Source organism: Kitasatospora sp. NPDC058046 (genome assembly GCF_042885595.1).
Taxonomy (GTDB): Bacteria; Actinomycetota; Actinomycetes; order Streptomycetales; family Streptomycetaceae; genus Kitasatospora.
Genome location: NZ_JBHVRS010000004.1, coordinates 335,572 through 354,112, shown reverse-complemented (window position 1 = coordinate 354,112; position 18,541 = coordinate 335,572). Strand labels below are relative to the sequence as shown.

Here is an 18,541-nt window from a genome sequence, read left to right as displayed (position 1 = left end):
ATGGCAATCCGCACCAAGGACGAGGCCCTGACCCTCCTGCGCGCCGCCCTGGACGACGCCGGGGTGGCCTGGGAGCCGGCCGCCACCGACCCGTACACGCTGGTGGCGGCCCTCCCGGGCACCCGCAAGCTGAGCACCACCTGCGCCCTGCGGGTCGGCGACCACACCCTGTCGGTGAACGCCTTCGTGATCCGCCGTCCGGACGAGAACCACGAGGCCGTCTACCGCTGGCTGCTGGAGCGCAACACCCGGCTGTACGGCGTCGGGTACGCGATCGACGCGCTCGGCGACGTCTACCTGGCCGGCCGGCTGCCGTTGGAGGCGCTCACCGCGCAGGTCGTGGACCGGCTGCTCGGCACGGTGCTGGAGAACGCGGACGAGCCGTTCAACACCCTGCTGGAGCTGGGCTTCGCCACCGCGATCCGGCGCGAGTGGGAGTGGCGGACCAAGCGCGGGGAGTCCACCCGCAACCTGGCCGCCTTCGCCCACCTGGCCGCCCCGCGGGACGCCTCGGCCGAGGCCCCGGGCACTCCGGACGCACCGGACACCCCGGCCGCCGGCTGACCCGCGGGCCGGTCAGGCGCCCGCCGGGGCCTTCCCGGCCGGCTCCGCCGCGGGCTCCGCGGCCGCGGGCGCCGTGGCCGTGCCCGCCGGAGCCCCCACCGCGGGCGCCGGGACCTCCGTGGCCACGGGCCGACGGCGCCCGGCCGCGCCGGTCCGGCGGGCCAGCACCACGTACCCGAGCGCGGTGACCGTCCCGACCGCCCCGCAGGCCGTCCAGAGCACCGCCGGCCCCGCGTGCTGGAGCAGCAGCCCGCCGCCCGCCGGGCCGAGGAACGAGGCGAGCGACCAGGAGAGGCTGTGCACGCCCTGGTAGCGGCCGCGCCCGTGGGTCGGCGCCAGCTCGGCGACCAGGCCCATCATCACCGGCGTGTTGAGGATCTCGCCGACCGTCCAGACGGCCACCGAGAGCGCGAACAGCCAGGCCGAGGACCCGGCCAGCGCGGCCAGCCCGAAGCCCCAGCCGGTGAGCAGACAGCTGGTGATCAGCAGCCCGGTCCGTGAGCGGCCCTCCATCCAGCGGGTCAGCGGGATCTGCAGGACCACGATCAGCAGCCCGTTCAGGCCGATGACCAGGCCGTACTCGGTGGAGGTGATGCCGGAGGCGCCCATGTCCACGGCCAGCGTGGTGCTGCCCTGCTGGAAGACCAGCGCGAGCAGCAGGGTGAGCCCGACCAGCGCCATGAACGGGGCGTCCCGGAACACCGAGAGCAGGCTGACCGGCGGTTCGGCGGAGCCGTCCGCCCGGCCGGGCGCGGCCTGCGGCCTGGTCTCCGGGATCCGGATGAAGATCACCACCGCGCAGACCAGGGTGGAGAACGCGTCCAGCAGGAAGAGCGTGAGGTAGCCGTGGGTGGCGATCAGGCCCGCCACGGCCGCCGAGAGGCCGAAGCCGATGTTGATCGCCCAGTAGTTCAGCGAGTACGCGCGGACCCGGTCCTCGGCCGGCACCAGGTCGGCGATGATCGCCGAGGTGGGCGGCCGGGTGGCGTTGTTGCACAGGCCCACCAGGAAGGCCACCACGGCGATCGCCACCTGGCCGTCCGCGAAGCCGAGCACGGCGGTGAACAGCGCGGTGCCGAGCTGGGCGGCGAGCAGCGTGGGCCGGCGCCCGATCCGGTCGGCCAGCACGCCCGCGAGGATCGCCGCGACGGCCGAACCGAGGCCGAACAGCGAGGCCACCAGGCCCGCGTAGGAGGCCGAGTACCCCCGGTCGACGGTCAGATACAGCGCCAGGAAGGTGACGACGAACGCGCCGAGCTTGTTCACCAGCGTGCTCACCCAGAGCCACCAGAACTGTCGCGGCAGCCCGCCCATGGTCTCCTGTACGAGTCTTCGGATCCGGGGGTTGGCGACCAGGGCGACGAGCATGTGGGGGCTCCCGTGGGCAGGCGTCCGCCGAACGGTGCGGCAGGCCCGGTCAGCCGACGCATGTAAGTGTCAGATGCGCGGAGCACACATTACACATCGGCCGAAGGTCCCCACCAGGGGTTTTCCGACCCCCCACTAAGCTGGGGGCCATGGCTGACACGACGTACCGACTCATCCTGCTCCGCCACGGCGAGAGCCAGTGGAACCAGAAGAACCTGTTCACCGGTTGGGTCGATGTCGACCTCAACGAGAAGGGCGAGAAGGAGGCCGCCCGCGGTGGCGAGCTCCTGGCCGCCGAGGGTCTGCTCCCCGACGTGCTGCACACCTCGCTGCTGCGCCGCGCCATCCGCACCTCCCAGATCGCCCTGGACAAGGCCGACCGGCACTGGATCCCGGTCAGCCGCAGCTGGCGGCTGAACGAGCGCCACTACGGCGCGCTCCAGGGCAAGGACAAGGCCCAGACCCTGGCCGAGTTCGGCGAGGAGCAGTTCCAGCTGTGGCGCCGCTCGTACGACACCCCGCCGCCGGTGCTGGCCGACGACGCCGAGTACTCGCAGGCCGGTGACGCGCGCTACGCCGACATCCCGAGCGAGCTGCGTCCGCGCACCGAGTGCCTGAAGGACGTCGTCGACCGGATGCTGCCGTACTGGTACGACGCCATCGTCCCGGACCTCGCCGCCGGCCGGACCGTCCTGGTCACCGCCCACGGCAACAGCCTGCGCGCGCTGGTCAAGCACCTCGACGGCATCTCCGACGAGGCCATCGCCGGCCTGAACATCCCGACCGGCATCCCGCTGGTCTACGAGCTGGACGCCGACTTCAAGCCCGTCACCCCGGGCGGCCGCTACCTCGACCCGGACGCCGCCGCGGCCGCCATCGAGGCGGTCAAGAACCAGGGCAAGAAGTAGGCCGCTTGCCGCTACGGCCCCGCCACCCGGTCCGACCGGGCGGCGGGGCCTTCGTTCGTTTTCGGTCGGTTCGGGGTCAACCCGCTTGCCTGGTGGGGGAGTTGGGTAGGTGGGAAAATGGTTCAGACCATTGACGGCCGCAGTCGGCGGCTCCTACCGTGAGGGCACCGGACTGGCGCAGGCATGCCAGGATCTCCCCGTCCGGGCCGCCGCACCCCCACGCGCGCGCGTCTGTGCCCCCGGCGCACACTCCATCCACCCCCACGGAGGAGCACCATGCGCACACGCCACATCGTCGGGGCGGCCGTCGCCGCGCTGGCGATCCCGCTGACCCTCGCCTTCCCGGCCGCGTCCCACGGCTGGATCACGACCCCGCCCAGCCGGGCCGCGCTCTGCGACACCCACGTGGACGACGTCCCGTGGGACTGCGGTGACATCCAGTGGGAGCCGCAGAGCGTCGAGGGCCCCAAGGGCTTCCCGGCCCTCGGCCCCTCGGACGGCACCATCTGCGCCGGCGGCAACGCGCGCTTCGCCGAGCTGGACGACCCGCACGCGGGCGCCTGGCCGACCACGCCGGTGACGGCGGGCGGGCAGCTCACCTTCACCTGGAAGTTCACCGCCCGGCACGCGACCACCGACTTCCGGTACTACATGACCAAGCCGGGCTACGACGCGAGCCAGCCGGTCACCCGGGCCAACCTGGACCTGACGCCCTTCCTGACCGTCCCGTACGGCGGGCAGCAGGTGCCGAGCACGCTCAGCCACACCGCGACCATCCCGGGCGGGCGCACCGGCCACCAGGTGGTCGTCGCGGTCTGGACGATCTCCGACACCGGGAACGCCTTCTACTCCTGCACCGACGTCGCGTTCTGACGTCCGGTCCCGACGCCCGGCCCGACGCGGACACGGGCACGGACGCGAACGAGGTGCACGGCCGCCGGAAGACCGTGCACCTCGGGGAGTCCTCGGACGGCGGCGCGCTCAGTGGCCGCCGCAGCAGCCGCCGTCGGCACCGCCGCACTGGCAGGGCGCGCCGGACTGGCAGCCGCAGCCGCAGCCCGGGCCGCAGCCGCAGCCGGCGGCGAGGACGGGGAGCAGCTTCGGGGCGGGTGGCTCGACGGTGGAGTGGGCGGATGCCGGTCGGGTCGGGTGGGCCTTCATCGAGCTTCCCTCCTTGTGACGGGCACAGTCCTGTGCCCCCAACGTCGAGTGAAGCCGCCGAATGGACGGAGCGTCAACGGGCGCGCGGTGGTGGGGCGCACGGAGTGCCGTGCGCCCGCACCACCCTCGTCGCAGGTTTACTCGCCCCGGGGGGTGAGCCGGGAGCGGCCACGAAGCACCGCCCGGACCGGAGGTCAGTCGACCGGCGCGGCCTCGGCGGCCTCGGTGGCGGCCACGAACTCGGCCACGTGCTCGCCCGTCACCAGGTACACCACGCGCTTGGCGACCGACACCGCGTGGTCCGCGAAGCGCTCGTAGTAGCGGCCGACCAGGGTGATGTCGACGGCGGTCTCGATCCCGTGGTGCCAGCGCTCGTCGATCAGGTGCGACAGCAGCTCGCGGTGCAGGGTGTCGATCGCGTCGTCGTCCTGCTCCATCTCCAGCGCCTTGTCGACGTCCTTGGTGGCGATGACCAGGCCGGCCTTGGCCACCAGGCGCTGGGCGAGCTGGCCCATCTCCAGGACGGTGGAGTGCAGGTCGCTCGGCACGGCGGTGTCGGGGTAGCGCATCCGCGCGACCTTGGCGACGTGCCGGGCGAGGTCGCCGCAGCGCTCCAGGTCGGCGCTCATCCGCAGCGAGGTGACGACGATGCGCAGGTCGGTGGCGACCGGCTGCTGGCGGGCGAGGAGGTCGATGGCCCGGTTCTCCAGGTCGTGGTGGAGCTCGTTGACCTTCTCGTCGGCGGCGATCACACCCTCCGCCAAGGCGAGGTCCGCGTCGAGGAGGGCGGTGGTGGCGCGGCCCATGGCAGAGCCGACCAGCCGGGCCATCTCGACCAGGCTGTCGCCGATCGCATCGAGTTCCTCGTGGTACGCGTCGCGCATGTTCTCTCCTCAGTAGCTGTGTCGGTGGCGGTGCCGACCGGTCAGCCCGTCCGACCGTCGTTCCGGTGTCCGGGTGACCGCTGCTGGTGGCGCGCATCGTACGCGCACACCCGAGCCGGTGGCCGCTGTTCGGCACACCGATCTCTCCCACACGGGCTGCCTGGCCAACTTTCGGCCGCCTGGGCGACGGTGCACGGCCGCTCCGGTGAATCGGCGGCTACCTGAAGGTGAATTCTCGGCAACGCGTGGTCGATGCCTTGATCGGGTGCTTGGGGACTGGCCTGGCTGTGCGCTTACGCTGGCCACATGGACGTGAACGTGGCCGCCGCCGCTGCCTGTGCCATAGCCGGGCTCGGTGTCGGCCTCACCGCCTCCATCGCCTTCCGCTGGAGCGAGCGCGAGCAGGCCAAGGGCAGGTACAGCGCAACCGGCGGCAGGAACCCCGGCCGGTACCAGTCACTGGGTACCGGAAACCCCGAGCCGCCGCTGCCGCCCGGGGTCGACACCGTGCTCTCCGTGCTCCGCTCCTGCGCGATCGTGCTGGGCGAGGGCGACGAGGTGGTCAAGGCCAGTTCGGCGGCGTACGCGATGGGCCTGGTGCGCGGCGGTGCCGTCGCGGTGGACCAGATGCTCGCGCTGGCCCGCTCCACCCGCCGGGACGGCGAGATCCGCCAGGTCGAGCTGGAGGTGCCCCGGCCGGGCGCGGCCCGCGCGGCCGAGCCGCTCGCGGTCTCCGTCCGGGTCGCCCCGCTGGGCTCCCGGCTGGTGCTGGTGCTGGTCGAGGACCAGACCGAGCGCCGCCGGGTGGAGGCCGTCCGCCGGGACTTCGTGGCCAACGTCAGCCACGAGCTCAAGACCCCGGTCGGAGCCCTGTCGCTGCTCTCCGAGGCGGTCGTGGACGCGTCCGACGACCCGGAGGCGGTGCAGCGCTTCGCCGGCCGGATGCAGGTCGAGGCGGCCCGGCTGGCCAGCCTGGTCCAGGAGATCATCGACCTCTCCCGGGTCCAGGACGACCGGCTGATGATCGACCCGGAGCCGGTCGCGGTGGACGAGCTGATCGCCGAGGCGATCGACCGCTGCCGCCAGCAGGCCGCCGCCAAGCAGATCCTGATCGCGGCGGGCGGCATCGCCGGCCTCTACCTGCACGGCAATCGCGGCCAGCTCGCCGCCGCGCTCGGCAACCTGGTCGAGAACGCCGTCAACTACAGCCCGCCCCGCACCCGGGTGGCCATCGCCACCCGGCGGATCTCCAGCGCCGCGGCGCTCGGGGAGGCGGACGGCGAGCTCATCGAGATCTCGGTCACCGACCAGGGCATCGGCATCTCCGAGAAGGACCGCGAGCGGGTCTTCGAGCGGTTCTACCGCGTCGACCCCGCCCGCTCCCGGGCGACCGGCGGCACCGGCCTGGGCCTGTCCATCGTCAAGCACGTCGCGGCCTCGCACGGCGGCACCGTCTCGGTGTGGAGCGTCGAGGGCCAGGGGTCGACCTTCACCGTCCGCCTGCCCGCCGGGCAGGCACCCACGGAGGACGAGCCCGACGACGCGTTCGACGACGAGTTCGGCGACGAGCCGGACCACACGCCGGACGGCGGCCCCGCCGCCGCACCCCGAACCCTCACCACGGACCGGACGGACCGCGCTCCCCGCGCGCCCCGCACGGACCGTTCGCTCCCCACCGGGGAGCGGGCACCACACCTGTCAGACACAACCCCGCAGCTTGCCCCGGAGGCCTGATCGTGACCCGAGTACTGGTGGTCGAGGACGAGGAGTCGTTCAGCGACGCCCTCTCGTACATGCTCCGCAAGGAGGGCTTCGAGGTGGCCGTGGCCGCCACCGGCCCCGACGCCCTGGAGCAGTTCGAACGGAACGGCGCCGACCTCGTCCTGCTCGACCTGATGCTGCCGGGCCTGCCCGGCACCGAGGTCTGCCGCCAGCTCCGGGTGCGTTCCAACGTCCCGGTGATCATGGTGACCGCGAAGGACAGCGAGATCGACAAGGTCGTCGGTCTGGAGATAGGCGCTGACGACTACGTCACCAAGCCGTACTCCACCCGCGAGCTGGTCGCGCGGATCCGCGCGGTGCTGCGCCGCCGCGGCGAGGACGGCGGCGCGGGCGACAACGGCGGCGGCCCGGGCGCCCTGGAGGCGGGCCCGGTCCGGATGGACGTGGACCGCCACGTGGTGACCGTGGACGGCGCCAAGGTCGACCTGCCGCTCAAGGAGTTCGACCTGCTGGAGATGCTGCTGCGCAACGCGGGCCGGGTGCTCACCCGGATGCAGCTGATCGACCGGGTCTGGGGCGCGGACTACGTCGGCGACACCAAGACCCTGGACGTCCACGTGAAGCGCCTGCGGGCCAAGATCGAGCCGGACCCGGGCGCGCCGCGCTACCTGGTCACCGTCCGCGGCCTGGGCTACAAGTTCGAGCCGTAAACCGTCCCCACCACGCGGAAGGCCCCCGCCGGCAGCAGCCGGAGGGGGCCTTCGCGTCGCTCCGGCGGGCCCTGGAGGGCCCGCCGGGGGCGGGGTGCGGCGTCAGTGCGCGGCCGGGACGGCCGGGGCGGTGGTGCCGGCCGGGACGGCGGCACCGGTGGCCGGCGCGCCCGGGGTGGTGGCGCCGGGGGCCGGAGCGGTGGCACCGGGGGTGGCGGCACCGGGGGTGGTGGTCTTGGCCGGGGTCGCGGTCGGCGACGGGGTCGGACCGAAGCCCTTGTACAGGCCGCGGCCGTCTGCGCCCGAGTCCGGGCTCACGGCGGCCTGGGCCTCGACCTTCTGGCCGTCCTTGAAGGTGAACACGGTCGGGGCGAAGCCGCCGACGTGGACGGTCGCGGAGGCGGCGGTGGCGGACGGGTTGCCCTGGCCGCCGATCACCACCGCGCCGCGGGCCGGGACGACGATGCCGGACAGCGGCGCGCCGGCGGCGTCCGCGAAGGTGGTGGCGGCACCGCCGACGGTGACGGACTGGAGCTCGGCCGGGGCGTCCGCGGTGTTCGCGATGTTCACGACCACGTTGGCGGGACCGGTGTGGTCGCCCGAGGCGCCCTCCCCGGTGACGACCACGATGTTGTTCAGCCGGAGGTTCGTTCCGAGGGTCGCCGCCGCGTTGTCCGGCTTGATCTGCAGGGTGTCCGGCGTGTTGCCGGCGGCGCAGGAGGACAGCGAGGCGATGGCGATGGCGGCGAGGGCGGCGATGCTGCCGCGTCGAAGGCTGCGGCTCACGGCGGCGGCTTCTCCCTAGGTCACGTGTCGGGTGGTCAGGTCTCAGATTATCGACCTCGCTTATGCGCTCCTCACGGGGTGGTCCCCGTGTCGCACTCCCGGGGGCCGCCGGGGGCCGTCCGGCCGTACGCCGGGGGTGCGTCCGGCGGTACGTCGACATGTCCGGGTCACGCGGAGGACAAGGTTCGACCAAGATCGAATAACGATTCGGCCGCGACTCGAAAAGGGGTGAAAGCTCAAGATCCAATCATGGTTGCGGGGGTGTTGCGCAAGGGTTTCGTCGAACCCCGGAACCGCCTCCGACCTGCGGGAAGCCCCTCTCGAACACCGGTCGCAGCACGTCATGGGGGTCCTTGTCAAGCCCCGAGACCGGCCCTGACCTGCGAAAACGCCCTTCGGGTGGGCCGAGAAGCGTGTTATTCTGGAAAGCCACGGAAGGGGTCCTGTCACATGACGTTCAAGGTTGGCGACACGGTGGTCTACCCCCATCACGGGGCCGCGCTGATCGAGGCCATCGAAACTCGCCAGATCAAAGGTGTGGACAAGACCTACCTGGTGCTCAAGGTGCAGCAGGGAGACCTGACGCTCCGCGTGCCCGCCGAGAACGCGGAGTTCGTCGGTGTGCGCGATGTAGTCGGCCAGGAGGGTCTGGACCGGGTCTTCGAGGTGCTGCGGGCACCGTACACGGAAGAGCCGACCAACTGGTCCCGTCGCTACAAGGCGAACCTGGAGAAGCTCGCCTCGGGTGATGTCATCAAGGTCGCCGAGGTCGTCCGCGACCTGTGGCGCCGCGAGCGCGAGCGCGGCCTCTCGGCCGGCGAGAAGCGGATGCTCGCGAAGGCGCGCCAGATCCTCGTCAGCGAGCTCGCGCTGGCGGAGAACACCAACGAGGACAAGGCGGAGACGCTGCTCGACGAGGTCCTCGCCTCGTAGCGCGCCACCGCAGTGCGGTCGGGCTGCCGCCCAACGCTCACAGCGCCCGGTGCCGGCGCGCCACTCCTCGGACGAACCGTCCGGGAGTGGTGCAGTGGCACTCCGGGCGCTGAGGCATGTCCGGACCACGCCACCCGCCCGAGCCGGCCCAGGCCTGCAAGACCGTTTCCGCACCCGTTCTTGCGCGGGACCGTTGCGCGGAACTTGCGGAGCTGTGCGGCGGACGGTGGACCGTGGTTCTTCGGAAGGGGCCCGGTGCGCCCGCCGGGCACGCCATGGCCATACCCACTTCGCCGAAGGAGTGAAACCTGAACGCGTCAGGAGCAGTCGCAGCAGCAGTGGTGCCCGCCGCCGGACGGGGTGAGCGGCTGGGGCCCGGGGCCCCGAAGGCCCTGCGGGAACTGGGGGGCGTGCCGCTCCTGGTGCACGCCGTCCGGGCCCTGGCCCGCAGCCGGGCGGTCGGCCTGGTCGTGGTCGCCGCGCCCGCCGACGGGGTGGCCGAGGTGGTCGCCCTGCTGGACAGCCACGGGCTGGACGACAAGGACATCCGGGTGGTGGCCGGCGGGGCGACCCGCCAGGAGTCGGTCCGGCTGGGCCTGGCCGCGATCCCGGACGAGGTCGGGATCGTGCTGGTGCACGACGCGGCCCGCCCGCTGGTCCCGGTCGAGGTGGTGGACGCCGTCGCGGCCGCCGTCCGGGCCGGGGCGCGGGCGGTGGTGCCCGCGGTGCCGCTGGCCGACACGGTGAAGCGGGTCGAGCCGAACCCGGGCGGCCCCGAGCCGGTGCTCGACACGCCCGAGCGCGCCACCCTGCGCGCGGTGCAGACCCCGCAGGGCTTCGACCGCGCCACCCTGGTCGAGGTGCACGCCAAGGCGCTGGCCGAGGAGAGTGCGGGCACCGCCGACGCGCCCCCGGTCACCGACGACGCCGGCCTGGTGGAGCGCTACGGCGGCCGGGTCGTCGTGGTGCCCGGCCACGAGGAGGCGTTCAAGGTCACCCGTCCACTGGACCTCGTGCTCGCCGAGGCCGTACTCGCCCGCAGGAGGGCCGCCGATGCCTACTGACCCGCAGACCCCCGTGATCCCCCGCGTGGGGATCGGCACCGACGTGCACGCCTTCGAGGCCGGCCGCCCGCTCCGGGTGGCCGGGCTGGACTGGCCGGACGCCGAGGTCGGCCTCTCCGGGCACTCGGACGCCGACGTCGCCGCGCACGCCGCCTGCGACGCGCTGTTCTCGGCCGCCGGGATCGGCGACCTGGGCGCCCACTTCGGCACCGACCGGCCGGAGTGGGCCGGCGCGTCCGGGACGAACCTGCTCGGCGAGGCGGCCCGGCTGGTCCGCGAGGCGGGCTTCGAGATCGGCAACGTGGCGGTCCAGGTGATCGGCGTGCGGCCGAAGATCGGCAAGCGGCGGGCCGAGGCGCAGGCCGCGCTGTCCGAGGCGGTCGGCGCCCCGGTGTCCGTCTCCGGCACCACCACCGACGGGCTGGGGCTGACCGGCCGGGCCGAGGGCCTGGCCGCGATCGCCACCGCCCTGGTGTACGAGCGGCGTTGAGCCGGTCGCGGTGAGCGGTCGGGAACAACCCGGACCTGACGGGTGTTCACCGGGTGTTCCCGGGGCCCGAGTCGCTAGTGTTCGGCTCGGGCCCGGACGGGGCTTCCGCTCGGGCCGAACACCGACGTGAAGGGGTTTCCGATGGGTGTCGAACTTGCGGACAAGGTCAAGGAACTGCTCGACAGCACGAGCTTCGCCGTGGTCTCCACCATCCAGCCCGACGGGGGCCCGCAGGCCTCCGTGGTCTGGGTCAAGCGGGACGGCGACGACATCCTGTTCTCCACCGTCGAGGGCCGCCGGAAGCACCTCAACCTGGTCAGGGACCCGAGGGTGTCCCTCGTCATCAACGACAAGGACAACCCGTACGAGTACTTCGAGGCGCGCGGCGAGGCGACGCTGACCACCGAGGGCGGCCGGGAGCTGATCGACGAGCTGTCCCGCAAGTACCTGGGCAAGGACTACACCTTCGACGGCCCGGAGGCGGTCCGGGTGGTCGTCCGGATCTCCCCGGACAAGGTGCTCGGCAACATCTGAGTCCCGTCCGCGTCCCGCCGTTTCCCCGGGATCACGCCCCCGTTGTCCCGGGGAATGTGGCGGGGCACCCCCCGGTGCCCACTACGCTTGACGCTGTGAGCATTCGTCTGTACGACACCAGCACCCGCCAGGTACGCGACTTCGTCCCGCTTGTACCGGGTTGTGTCTCGATCTACCTGTGCGGCGCTACCGTTCAGTCGGCGCCACACATCGGGCACATCCGGTCGTACCTCAACTTCGACCTCATGCAGCGGTGGTTCGCCTACCGCGGCTACCAGGTGACCTTCGCCCGGAACGTCACCGACATCGACGACAAGATCATCGCCAAGGAGCGCGAGCTCGGCACGCCGTGGTGGCAGATCGCCTACGAGAACGAGCGCGCCTTCAACGACGGCTACGACGCGCTCGGCTGCCTGCGGCCGACGGTCGAGCCGCGGGCCACCGGGCACATCCCCGAGATGATCGCGATGATGCAGGGGCTCATCGAGAAGGGCCACGCCTACGCGGCCGACGGCAACGTCTACTTCGACGTGCGGTCGTACCCCGACTACCTGGCGCTCTCCAACCAGAAGCTGGACGACCTGCGCCAGCCCGAGGGCGAGGGCGAGACCGGCAAGCGGGACCAGCGCGACTTCGCGATGTGGAAGGCCGCCAAGCCGGGCGAGCCGAGCTGGGAGACCCCGTGGGGCCGCGGCCGTCCGGGCTGGCACCTGGAGTGCTCGGCGATGGCCCACAAGTACCTGGGCGCGGCCTTCGACATCCACGGCGGCGGGCTGGACCTGATCTTCCCGCACCACGAGAACGAGATCGCCCAGTCCAAGGCCTACGGCGACGACTTCGCCGGCTTCTGGGTGCACAACGCCTGGGTCACCATGGCCGGCGAGAAGATGAGCAAGTCGCTGGGCAACTCGGTGCTGGTCTCCGAGATGGTCCGGGCGTGGCGGCCGATCGTGCTCCGCTACTACCTGGCGGCTCCGCACTACCGCTCGATGATCGAGTACAGCGAGGAGTCGCTGCGCGAGGCCGAGGCCGGCTTCGGCCGGATCGAGGGCTTCATCCAGCGCGCCGTCGAGCGCTGCGGCACGGTCGACGCGGCGCCCGAGGTGCCGCCGGCCTTCGCCGAGGCGATGGACGACGACTTCGGCGTGCCGCAGGCGCTGGCCGTCGTGCACACCGCCGTCCGCCAGGGCAACAGCGCCCTGAACGCGGACGACAAGGAGAGCGTGGTGGCGCGACTGGCCGAGGTCCGTGCGATGCTCGGTGTACTGGGCCTCGACCCGCTCGACCCGCACTGGGCCGGGACGGAGCGCGGCGAGGACCTCCACGGAGTGGTCGACTCGTTGGTCCGTCTGGTCCTGGACCAGCGGCAGGCCGCGCGCGAGCGCAAGGACTTCGCCACCGCGGACGCCATCCGCGACCAGCTCGGCCTCGCCGGGCTGGCCATCGAGGACACCCCGTCCGGCCCGCGCTGGACGATCAACAGCCAGTAACCCCATCCGACGATCGGGGTGATGGGTGGGCCGTACCGGACCGGTGCGGCCCTCCCGCATGACGTAGCGCATGCCGTCGGCCGCCACCGGGCAGACCGGGACGGCCGGGGCATGCCGGACAGACAGGAAGTACAGCCATGGCCGGCAACAGTGCACGCAGGAACCGTCGCAACCCCGGATCGAAGAAGGGCGCGTCTGTCGGTACCGGCGGCCACAGCCGGAAGGCGCTCCAGGGCAAGGGCCCGACGCCGCCCGGTGCGGAGCGCAAGGGCCACCCGAAGCAGCGCGCCGCCAACGCCGCGATCAAGCGCGAGCGGGACGCCAAGGCCCGGGCCGGCATGCGCCGGGCCGGCGGCGGCGGCCGCGGTGGCCGCGGCGGTGCGGGCAGCGCCGAGCTGGTCTTCGGCCGCAACTCGGTGGTCGAGGCCCTGCAGGGCGACGTCCCGGCCAACGCGCTGTACGTCCAGCAGTTCATCGACACCGACGACCGGGTCCGCGACGCCTTCCAGGCCGCCAACGACCGCGGCATCCCGCTGATGGAGGCCCCGCGGCCCCAGCTGGACCAGATGACCGGCGGGATGAACCACCAGGGCCTGGTGCTCCAGGTGCCGCCGTACGAGTACGCGCACCCCGACGACCTGCTGGTCGACGCCGCCGACGCCGGCCAGGACGCGCTGATCATCGCGCTGGACGGCGTGACCGACTCGCGCAACCTGGGCGCCGTGGTCCGCTCGGCCGCCGCCTTCGGCGCGCACGGCGTGGTCATCCCCGAGCGCCGCGCGGCCGGTATGACCGCCGGTGCCTGGAAGACCTCCTCCGGCGCCGCGGCCCGGCTGCCCGTCGCCCGGGCCACCAACATGACCCGCACCCTGGAGGCCTACCAGAAGGCCGGTCTGATGGTGGTCGGCCTGGCCGCCGACGGCGAGGCCGAGATCGGCGACCTGGAGCTGCTGACCGGTCCGGTCGTGATCGTCGCGGGCAGCGAGGGCAAGGGCCTGTCCCGGCTGGTCTCGGAGACCTGCGACATGCGGGTCCGGATCCCGATGTCCGGCCTGACCGAGTCGCTGAACGCCGGTGTCGCGGCGGGCATCGTGCTGTACGAGGCCGCGCGACTGCGCGCCAAGCGCTGAGCACGGCCGGGTCGCGGCGCGCAGGAGATCTTCCGAATTCCCCGCAATCCGAGTGAAGGCGATCGGGCCCCGACCGGGCCCGATCGCTTTTTTCATGATCACTTCAAGTGTGCGCCGGACATCCACCCGGGAGAGTGTCCTAAGCGGGCGTCACCCGGTTAGACGGGCGTGGACACCAGAACACCTCGGCGCCCCCTGTTCGGCGACGGCAGCACCGGGATAGACGCGGGCCCCGGCCTCAACACCGTCAAGGTGGAGTCGGACCCTTCGCGGCTCAGCAGCACCCAGGCGAGCTTCCGGCTCCGGCTCGGCGGCCCGGTGGCGCCGCTGATCGATGCCCCGGCCGGACTGCTGTCCACCGGTGCCGCATTCGGCGACCCGTACGCCAACCAGGGCCTGATCCGCCGTCCGCTGGTCACCCCGCAGGTCGTCGTGCCCTCCTCCGCCGTCCCGGCGCTGGCCGGGGCCGGGGTCGGCGGCGCACCGCGCCGCAAGGGCCGGGTCACCGCCGTCACCTGGACCGGCCAGGCGCCCCCAGGGGACCTCGCGGCCACCCGGCTGTTGGAGGCGGTGCGCCCCGGCGGCACCCCGGCCGGCGGCGTCCGCCTGATCGAGGCGGACACCCAGGCGCTCCCCTCCCTCGCGGGCGCCCGCACCCTCCCGCGCCAGCCCCGCGAGGGCGCCGGCACCGCCACCGACGCGGGCGTCGGCCCGGTCGGCGAGCCGCACGGCTGGACCCCGAGCGGGGAACTGCCCGAGGTCTCCGCCGTCGACGCCGCGGGCAGGCAGCCCTGGTACCCGGGCCGCCGGGTCGACCTCGGCCTGGTGCTGCTGCCGCTGCGCGCCGTCCTCGGCTCGCTCTCCGTCTACGCCGGGTTCAGCAAGCTCTGCGACCCGGTGTACTTCGACGGCGGCGAGCGCGGCTCGATGATGCGCTGGCTCTCCTCGCTGCACCCCTGGAAGGTCGCCGAACCGCTGCTGGCCTTCGCCATGGCGCACCCGGTGGGCGCCGGCCTGGTGGTGTCGTTCACCCAGATCGTGGTCGGCGTGCTGACCGTCCTCGGCCTCTGGCAGCGGCTCGCCGCCGGCGCCGCGATGGCGCTCTCCGCCGCGCTGCTGTTCACCGTCAGCTGGCGGGCCGTCCCGGTCTACGACACCCCGGACCTGATCTTCCTCGCGGCGTGGAGCCCGCTGCTGATCGCCGGGGCGCCGTTCGCCTCGCTGGACGGGCGGCTCAGCCTGGAGGCCTGGCGCCGGTACGGCGCGGACGCGCCCGGGGCGCTGCGCCGCCGGGTGCTGCGCCGCGGCACCGTGGTCACCACGGTCGTCGTCGGCCTGACCCTGCTGCTCGGCTCGATGCTCGGCGCCGCCGTCCGTACCGGCGCCCGGGCGCACCAGGCGCCGGACCGTCCGGCCACCGACTACGGCACCCCGGTCTGGCCGTCCGGCAGCCCGTCCGGCGCCCCCGGCGGCAAGGGCACGTCCACCACGCCCCAACCCGCGGCCCCGCACCCGGCCACCCCGACGCCGAGCGCGACCACCCCGGCCGCCACGCCGTCCACCAAGCCGGCCACCCCGACGCCGAGCGGCAAGGCGCACTCGGGCAAGCCGGAGGCCGGGTCGGGCTCCTCCCCGGCCGCGCCCGCCCCGTCCGGCGGCTCCGGCGGCACCGCCCCCGCCTCGCGCGGCACCCCGGGCACCGGCGGCTCGGGGCCGGCGGCCAAGTCCAGCCCGAGCTCCGGCGGGCTGCTCGGCGGGGTGTTGGGCAGCGCGCCGCTGGCCGACCTCTCCGGCGGCCGGACCTCCCACCCGGGGGTGCCGACCGCGACCTGAGGCCTCGTGACGGCGGTCGGCCGGGTGCTCCGCGGGGAGCACCCGGCCGACGCGTGTCCGCGGGCGGTCGTACGGCTCGCGGCCCGCTGGTTACCTGGGGGACCGGCTGGCGCCGGAGGCGAGCTCCTTGGCCGCCTCGGTGAGGTCCTTGGCGGTGTCGATGGCCCGCCAGTACACGCCCTGCGGCAGCTGGTAGCCCGCCAGCCGCTTGCCGCGGGCGAGCTGGGGGAAGGTGGTGCGCTCGTGGTCGCCCACGTCCGGCAGCAGCTCGGCGAACTCGGGGCTGAACACGTACAGGCCGGCGTTGATCAGGAAGGGCGAGGGCGGCGCCTCGATGAAGTCCAGCACGTTGCCGAACTGGTCGGTCTCCACCGCGCCCCAGGGGATCCGCGGCCGGGCCAGCGCGAGCGTCGCGACGGCGTCCCGCTCGTGGTGGAAGGCGGCCATCTCGCGCAGGCTGAACCGGGTCCAGATGTCGCCGTTGGTGGCGTACCAGGGCTCGTCCGGGCGGGGCAGCGCCTTGGCCGCGTACTTGAGCCCGCCGCCGCGCCCGAGCGGCTCCGCCTCGACCACCGTGCGCACCCGCAGCGGCAGGTCCGCCTTGTCCAGCCACTCCTCCAGCACGTCGGCGAGGTGCCCGCAGGAGACCACGACGTCGGTGACGCCCTCCTCGGCCAGCCAGGCCAGCTGGTGGCCGAGGATCGGTGTGCCCGTCCCGGGGATCTCGACCAGCGGCTTCGGGCGGTCGTCCGTGTAGGGGCGCAACCGGGAGCCCTGGCCGCCGGCCAGGATGACGGCCTGGGTGACGGGCGTCGTGGTCGGCCGCGGCGGGTGGGGCTGCGGGGGCCGGGCGGACGGGAGGTCGGCGGTGGGGCCGGAGTCAGCGGTCATGCCTGAACAATAAGGCGGCGGACGGGGGCGTCCGCCGCCTCGGGGGCCTGCCTCGGCCCCCTTGCCTTCCCTTGCGTTCCCGGCCGCCTCAGCCGACGACGCCGGCCGCGAACGCGCCGTCGCAGACCGGGCGGGCGAAGGTGCGGGCCCGCTGGACGTCGCCCTGGTACTTGCGCACCGCGGCCTTGCCCAACTCGGTGGCCAGCGAGGTGCAGTACGGCGTCAGCGAGGGCTGCTCGCGCATCGAGCGCTCCAGCAGGTCCAGCGCGGCGGAGGGGTTCTTCGCCCGCAGCTCGTCCAGCAGCACCACCCGCAGCGACTCCTGCGGGGCGAGCCCGTCCGAGGCCTTGGCCACGGCGCCGGCCGCGTTGTTGGAGCGTCCGATCCCGGCGCCGTCGCCGCTGGACGCCGCCACGACCTGCTGGTCGAGCCCGGTCGGCGGGGCCCACGGGACCCTGGTCACGGCGAGGGTGCCGGTGGTCACCAGGACGACCGGCAGGGTCAGGGCGACGGTCTGGCCGATACGGCGCAACAGCTGCTTCACCCTCAGGAGAGTAGCGGTGGGTACGGGCCGGATCGCCCTCCGTTACCCCATCGAGTGACACGGTGTCCGGGTTTGTCCCCTTGCCGTGTTGACGCGGGGGCGTCCGGGCGGGGTTGAAGGGGCGGGGGTACGGACGGAGCCCGCCGGACCACGAGGGTCCGACGGGCTCCGGGTGTCGCGCTGGTCGCGGCTGTCGCGCGGGGTCGCGTCAGTTGCTCAGGCGCAGGCCGGAGCTGGTGGAGAAGACGTGGGTCTCGTTGGCGATCGGCACGACGTGGACGGTCTCGCCGCGGGCCGGGATCTGGCGGCCGGGCACGCGGACGACCAGGTCGTGGTCCTCGCCGCCGATCTGGGTGGTGCCGTAGACGAAGCCGTCCGAGCCGAGCTCCTCGACCACGTTCACGGTCACCGCGACGCCCTCGATGCCGCCCGCCGGGACGATCTCGAAGTGCTCGGGGCGGACACCGACGGTCACGGTCTTGTCGGTGCCGGCGCCGGCCAGGTCCTCGCGGGAGATGTTGACGACCGAGCCGCCGAACTTCACGCCGCCGTCCACCAGCGGCACCTCGACCAGGTTCATGGCCGGCGAGCCGATGAAGCCGGCCACGAAGAGGTTCGCGGGCTTGTCGTACATGTTGCGCGGGGTGTCGACCTGCTGGAGCAGACCGTCCTTGAGCACCGCGACCCGGTCGCCCATGGTGAGCGCCTCGGTCTGGTCGTGGGTGACGTACACCGTGGTGATGCCCAGGCGGCGCTGGAGGCCGGCGATCTGGGTACGGGTCGAGACGCGGAGCTTGGCGTCCAGGTTCGACAGCGGCTCGTCCATCAGGAAGACCTGCGGCTGGCGGACGATCGCGCGGCCCATCGCGACGCGCTGGCGCTGACCGCCGGAGAGCGCCTTCGGCTTGCGGTCCAGCAGCGTGGTGAGGTCGAGGATCTTCGCGGCCTCCTCGACCTTGGTGCGGATCTCCGCCTTGTTCACGCCGGCGATCTTGAGCGCGAAGCCCATGTTGTCGGCGACGGTCATGTGCGGGTACAGCGCGTAGTTCTGGAACACCATGGCGATGTCCCGGTCCTTCGGCGGCAGGTGGGTGACGTCGCGGTCGCCGATCCGGATCGCACCGGCGTTGACGTCCTCCAGACCGGCCAGCATGCGCAGGCTGGTCGACTTGCCGCAGCCCGAGGGGCCGACCAGCACGAGGAACTCGCCGTCCGCGATCTCCAGGTCCAGCGCGTCCACCGAGGGCTTGTCCGCCCCGGGGTACACGCGGGTCGCCTTGTCGTACGTGACAGAAGCCATGGTTGTTTGTCTCCTTCACCGGCAGGAACGTGCCGGACGATCCGAGTAAAGGGGGTCTGTTCTGCTCCGCCGGCCCACCAGTGGTCTGAACCACTGCCACGAACCGGCTCCCGGCGACGCTACCTGCGCGTCCGCCGCTTGTCAGCCCCCACCCGACCCGATTTCGGCATCGGTTCCATCACGCCCACCCATCCCACCAACCCCCGGATATACCCCCATCCCGTCACCC

Annotated in this window: 19 protein-coding genes; 12 read left to right on the top strand and 7 right to left on the bottom strand. The window is 73.1% G+C overall.

The features are described 5' to 3' along the window. Entirely contained in the window at window positions 1-564 is a 564-nt protein-coding gene (locus ACFVU7_RS11435; RefSeq protein WP_388044929.1) for a YbjN domain-containing protein, read from the top strand. A 12-nt stretch (window positions 565-576) separates the two neighbouring features. Here ACFVU7_RS11435 and ACFVU7_RS11430 read toward each other — a convergent pair whose 3' ends face one another. Then, window positions 577-1,932, bottom strand: coding sequence for an MDR family MFS transporter (locus tag ACFVU7_RS11430; protein WP_388044928.1), 1,356 nt, complete (start codon window positions 1,930-1,932; stop codon window positions 577-579). A gap of 149 nt (window positions 1,933-2,081) precedes the next feature. On the opposite strand from ACFVU7_RS11430, the gene ACFVU7_RS11425 reads away from it, so the two are divergent. Then, complete coding sequence (locus ACFVU7_RS11425) at window positions 2,082-2,840, top strand: phosphoglyceromutase (protein ID WP_049657900.1); 759 nt, start codon at window positions 2,082-2,084, stop codon at window positions 2,838-2,840. Window positions 2,841-3,116: 276 nt separating this feature from the next. After that, a complete protein-coding gene (locus ACFVU7_RS11420) occupies window positions 3,117-3,713 on the top strand; it encodes a lytic polysaccharide monooxygenase (protein WP_388044927.1) in 597 nt (198 codons plus the stop codon). Between the two features lie 108 nt (window positions 3,714-3,821). On the opposite strand, the gene ACFVU7_RS11415 is transcribed toward ACFVU7_RS11420, so the two are convergent. Together ACFVU7_RS11415 and phoU are read right to left on the bottom strand one after the other, a co-directional pair. After that, on the bottom strand, window positions 3,822-4,001 hold the full coding sequence (locus ACFVU7_RS11415; protein ID WP_049657904.1) for a hypothetical protein: 180 nt from the start codon (window positions 3,999-4,001) through the stop codon (window positions 3,822-3,824). A gap of 194 nt (window positions 4,002-4,195) precedes the next feature. Then, window positions 4,196-4,885 carry a phosphate signaling complex protein PhoU gene (gene phoU / locus ACFVU7_RS11410; protein ID WP_049657907.1) on the bottom strand — a complete coding sequence of 230 codons (690 nt, stop codon included), beginning with the start codon at window positions 4,883-4,885 and terminating at the stop codon, window positions 4,196-4,198. A gap of 306 nt (window positions 4,886-5,191) precedes the next feature. On the opposite strand from phoU, the gene ACFVU7_RS11405 reads away from it, so the two are divergent. Together ACFVU7_RS11405 and ACFVU7_RS11400 are read left to right on the top strand one after the other, a co-directional pair. Further along, the gene (locus ACFVU7_RS11405; RefSeq protein WP_079271956.1) at window positions 5,192-6,619 is read left to right on the top strand and encodes a cell wall metabolism sensor histidine kinase WalK; all 1,428 of its coding nucleotides are present in this window, start codon (window positions 5,192-5,194) and stop codon (window positions 6,617-6,619) included. A gap of 2 nt (window positions 6,620-6,621) precedes the next feature. Continuing rightward, on the top strand, window positions 6,622-7,317 hold the full coding sequence (locus ACFVU7_RS11400) for a response regulator transcription factor (protein WP_031069385.1): 696 nt from the start codon (window positions 6,622-6,624) through the stop codon (window positions 7,315-7,317). A 102-nt stretch (window positions 7,318-7,419) separates the two neighbouring features. Here the strand turns inward: ACFVU7_RS11400 and ACFVU7_RS11395 are convergent, their stop codons facing one another. Further along, window positions 7,420-8,103, bottom strand: coding sequence for a hypothetical protein (locus tag ACFVU7_RS11395; RefSeq protein WP_074001726.1), 684 nt, complete (start codon window positions 8,101-8,103; stop codon window positions 7,420-7,422). Window positions 8,104-8,553: 450 nt separating this feature from the next. Here ACFVU7_RS11395 and ACFVU7_RS11390 point away from each other — a divergent pair, with 450 nt between their 5' ends. The 7 genes from ACFVU7_RS11390 (at window position 8,554) to ACFVU7_RS11360 (ending at window position 15,577) form a co-directional block, all read left to right on the top strand. After that, window positions 8,554-9,036, top strand: a complete 483-nt coding sequence (locus tag ACFVU7_RS11390) for a CarD family transcriptional regulator (protein WP_014136563.1) — start codon at window positions 8,554-8,556, stop codon at window positions 9,034-9,036. A 308-nt stretch (window positions 9,037-9,344) separates the two neighbouring features. Continuing rightward, window positions 9,345-10,100, top strand: coding sequence for a 2-C-methyl-D-erythritol 4-phosphate cytidylyltransferase (ispD, locus tag ACFVU7_RS11385; RefSeq protein ID WP_074001725.1), 756 nt, complete (start codon window positions 9,345-9,347; stop codon window positions 10,098-10,100). Then, a complete protein-coding gene (ispF, locus tag ACFVU7_RS11380) occupies window positions 10,090-10,590 on the top strand; it encodes a 2-C-methyl-D-erythritol 2,4-cyclodiphosphate synthase (RefSeq protein ID WP_388044926.1) in 501 nt (166 codons plus the stop codon). The genes ispD and ispF overlap by 11 nt, the downstream gene beginning before the upstream one ends. A gap of 141 nt (window positions 10,591-10,731) precedes the next feature. Then, window positions 10,732-11,124 (top strand): PPOX class F420-dependent oxidoreductase, encoded by a 393-nt coding sequence (locus ACFVU7_RS11375; protein WP_049657181.1) that lies wholly within the window; start codon window positions 10,732-10,734, stop codon window positions 11,122-11,124. 95 nt (window positions 11,125-11,219) lie between these two features. After that, on the top strand, window positions 11,220-12,614 hold the full coding sequence (cysS, locus tag ACFVU7_RS11370) for a cysteine--tRNA ligase (RefSeq protein WP_049657179.1): 1,395 nt from the start codon (window positions 11,220-11,222) through the stop codon (window positions 12,612-12,614). 137 nt (window positions 12,615-12,751) lie between these two features. Beyond that, complete coding sequence (gene rlmB / locus ACFVU7_RS11365) at window positions 12,752-13,744, top strand: 23S rRNA (guanosine(2251)-2'-O)-methyltransferase RlmB (RefSeq protein WP_049657177.1); 993 nt, start codon at window positions 12,752-12,754, stop codon at window positions 13,742-13,744. A gap of 168 nt (window positions 13,745-13,912) precedes the next feature. Beyond that, complete coding sequence (locus ACFVU7_RS11360; RefSeq protein ID WP_388044925.1) at window positions 13,913-15,577, top strand: DoxX family membrane protein; 1,665 nt, start codon at window positions 13,913-13,915, stop codon at window positions 15,575-15,577. 90 nt (window positions 15,578-15,667) lie between these two features. Here the strand turns inward: ACFVU7_RS11360 and ACFVU7_RS11355 are convergent, their stop codons facing one another. From ACFVU7_RS11355 to ACFVU7_RS11345, 3 genes are all read right to left on the bottom strand, one after another. After that, window positions 15,668-16,468, bottom strand: coding sequence for an NDP-sugar synthase (locus tag ACFVU7_RS11355; protein WP_388044924.1), 801 nt, complete (start codon window positions 16,466-16,468; stop codon window positions 15,668-15,670). Between the two features lie 88 nt (window positions 16,469-16,556). Then, entirely contained in the window at window positions 16,557-17,012 is a 456-nt protein-coding gene (locus ACFVU7_RS11350) for a hypothetical protein (RefSeq protein ID WP_049656385.1), read from the bottom strand. A 208-nt stretch (window positions 17,013-17,220) separates the two neighbouring features. Then, window positions 17,221-18,312: an ABC transporter ATP-binding protein gene (locus ACFVU7_RS11345; protein ID WP_049656383.1), complete on the bottom strand. Its 1,092-nt coding sequence runs from the start codon at window positions 18,310-18,312 to the stop codon at window positions 17,221-17,223. Window positions 18,313-18,541 lie beyond the last annotated feature (229 nt).

Coding starts and splice junctions, on each gene's coding strand:
- ACFVU7_RS11435 (WP_388044929.1), top strand. CDS start 1: ATGGCAATCCGCACCAAGGACGAGGCCCTGACCCTCCTGCGCGCCGCC.
- ACFVU7_RS11430 (WP_388044928.1), bottom strand. CDS start 1,932: ATGCTCGTCGCCCTGGTCGCCAACCCCCGGATCCGAAGACTCGTACAG.
- ACFVU7_RS11425 (WP_049657900.1), top strand. CDS start 2,082: ATGGCTGACACGACGTACCGACTCATCCTGCTCCGCCACGGCGAGAGC.
- ACFVU7_RS11420 (WP_388044927.1), top strand. CDS start 3,117: ATGCGCACACGCCACATCGTCGGGGCGGCCGTCGCCGCGCTGGCGATC.
- ACFVU7_RS11415 (WP_049657904.1), bottom strand. CDS start 4,001: ATGAAGGCCCACCCGACCCGACCGGCATCCGCCCACTCCACCGTCGAG.
- phoU (WP_049657907.1), bottom strand. CDS start 4,885: ATGCGCGACGCGTACCACGAGGAACTCGATGCGATCGGCGACAGCCTG.
- ACFVU7_RS11405 (WP_079271956.1), top strand. CDS start 5,192: ATGGACGTGAACGTGGCCGCCGCCGCTGCCTGTGCCATAGCCGGGCTC.
- ACFVU7_RS11390 (WP_014136563.1), top strand. CDS start 8,554: ATGACGTTCAAGGTTGGCGACACGGTGGTCTACCCCCATCACGGGGCC.
- ispF (WP_388044926.1), top strand. CDS start 10,090: ATGCCTACTGACCCGCAGACCCCCGTGATCCCCCGCGTGGGGATCGGC.
- ACFVU7_RS11375 (WP_049657181.1), top strand. CDS start 10,732: ATGGGTGTCGAACTTGCGGACAAGGTCAAGGAACTGCTCGACAGCACG.
- rlmB (WP_049657177.1), top strand. CDS start 12,752: ATGGCCGGCAACAGTGCACGCAGGAACCGTCGCAACCCCGGATCGAAG.
- ACFVU7_RS11355 (WP_388044924.1), bottom strand. CDS start 16,468: ATGACCGCTGACTCCGGCCCCACCGCCGACCTCCCGTCCGCCCGGCCC.
- ACFVU7_RS11345 (WP_049656383.1), bottom strand. CDS start 18,312: ATGGCTTCTGTCACGTACGACAAGGCGACCCGCGTGTACCCCGGGGCG.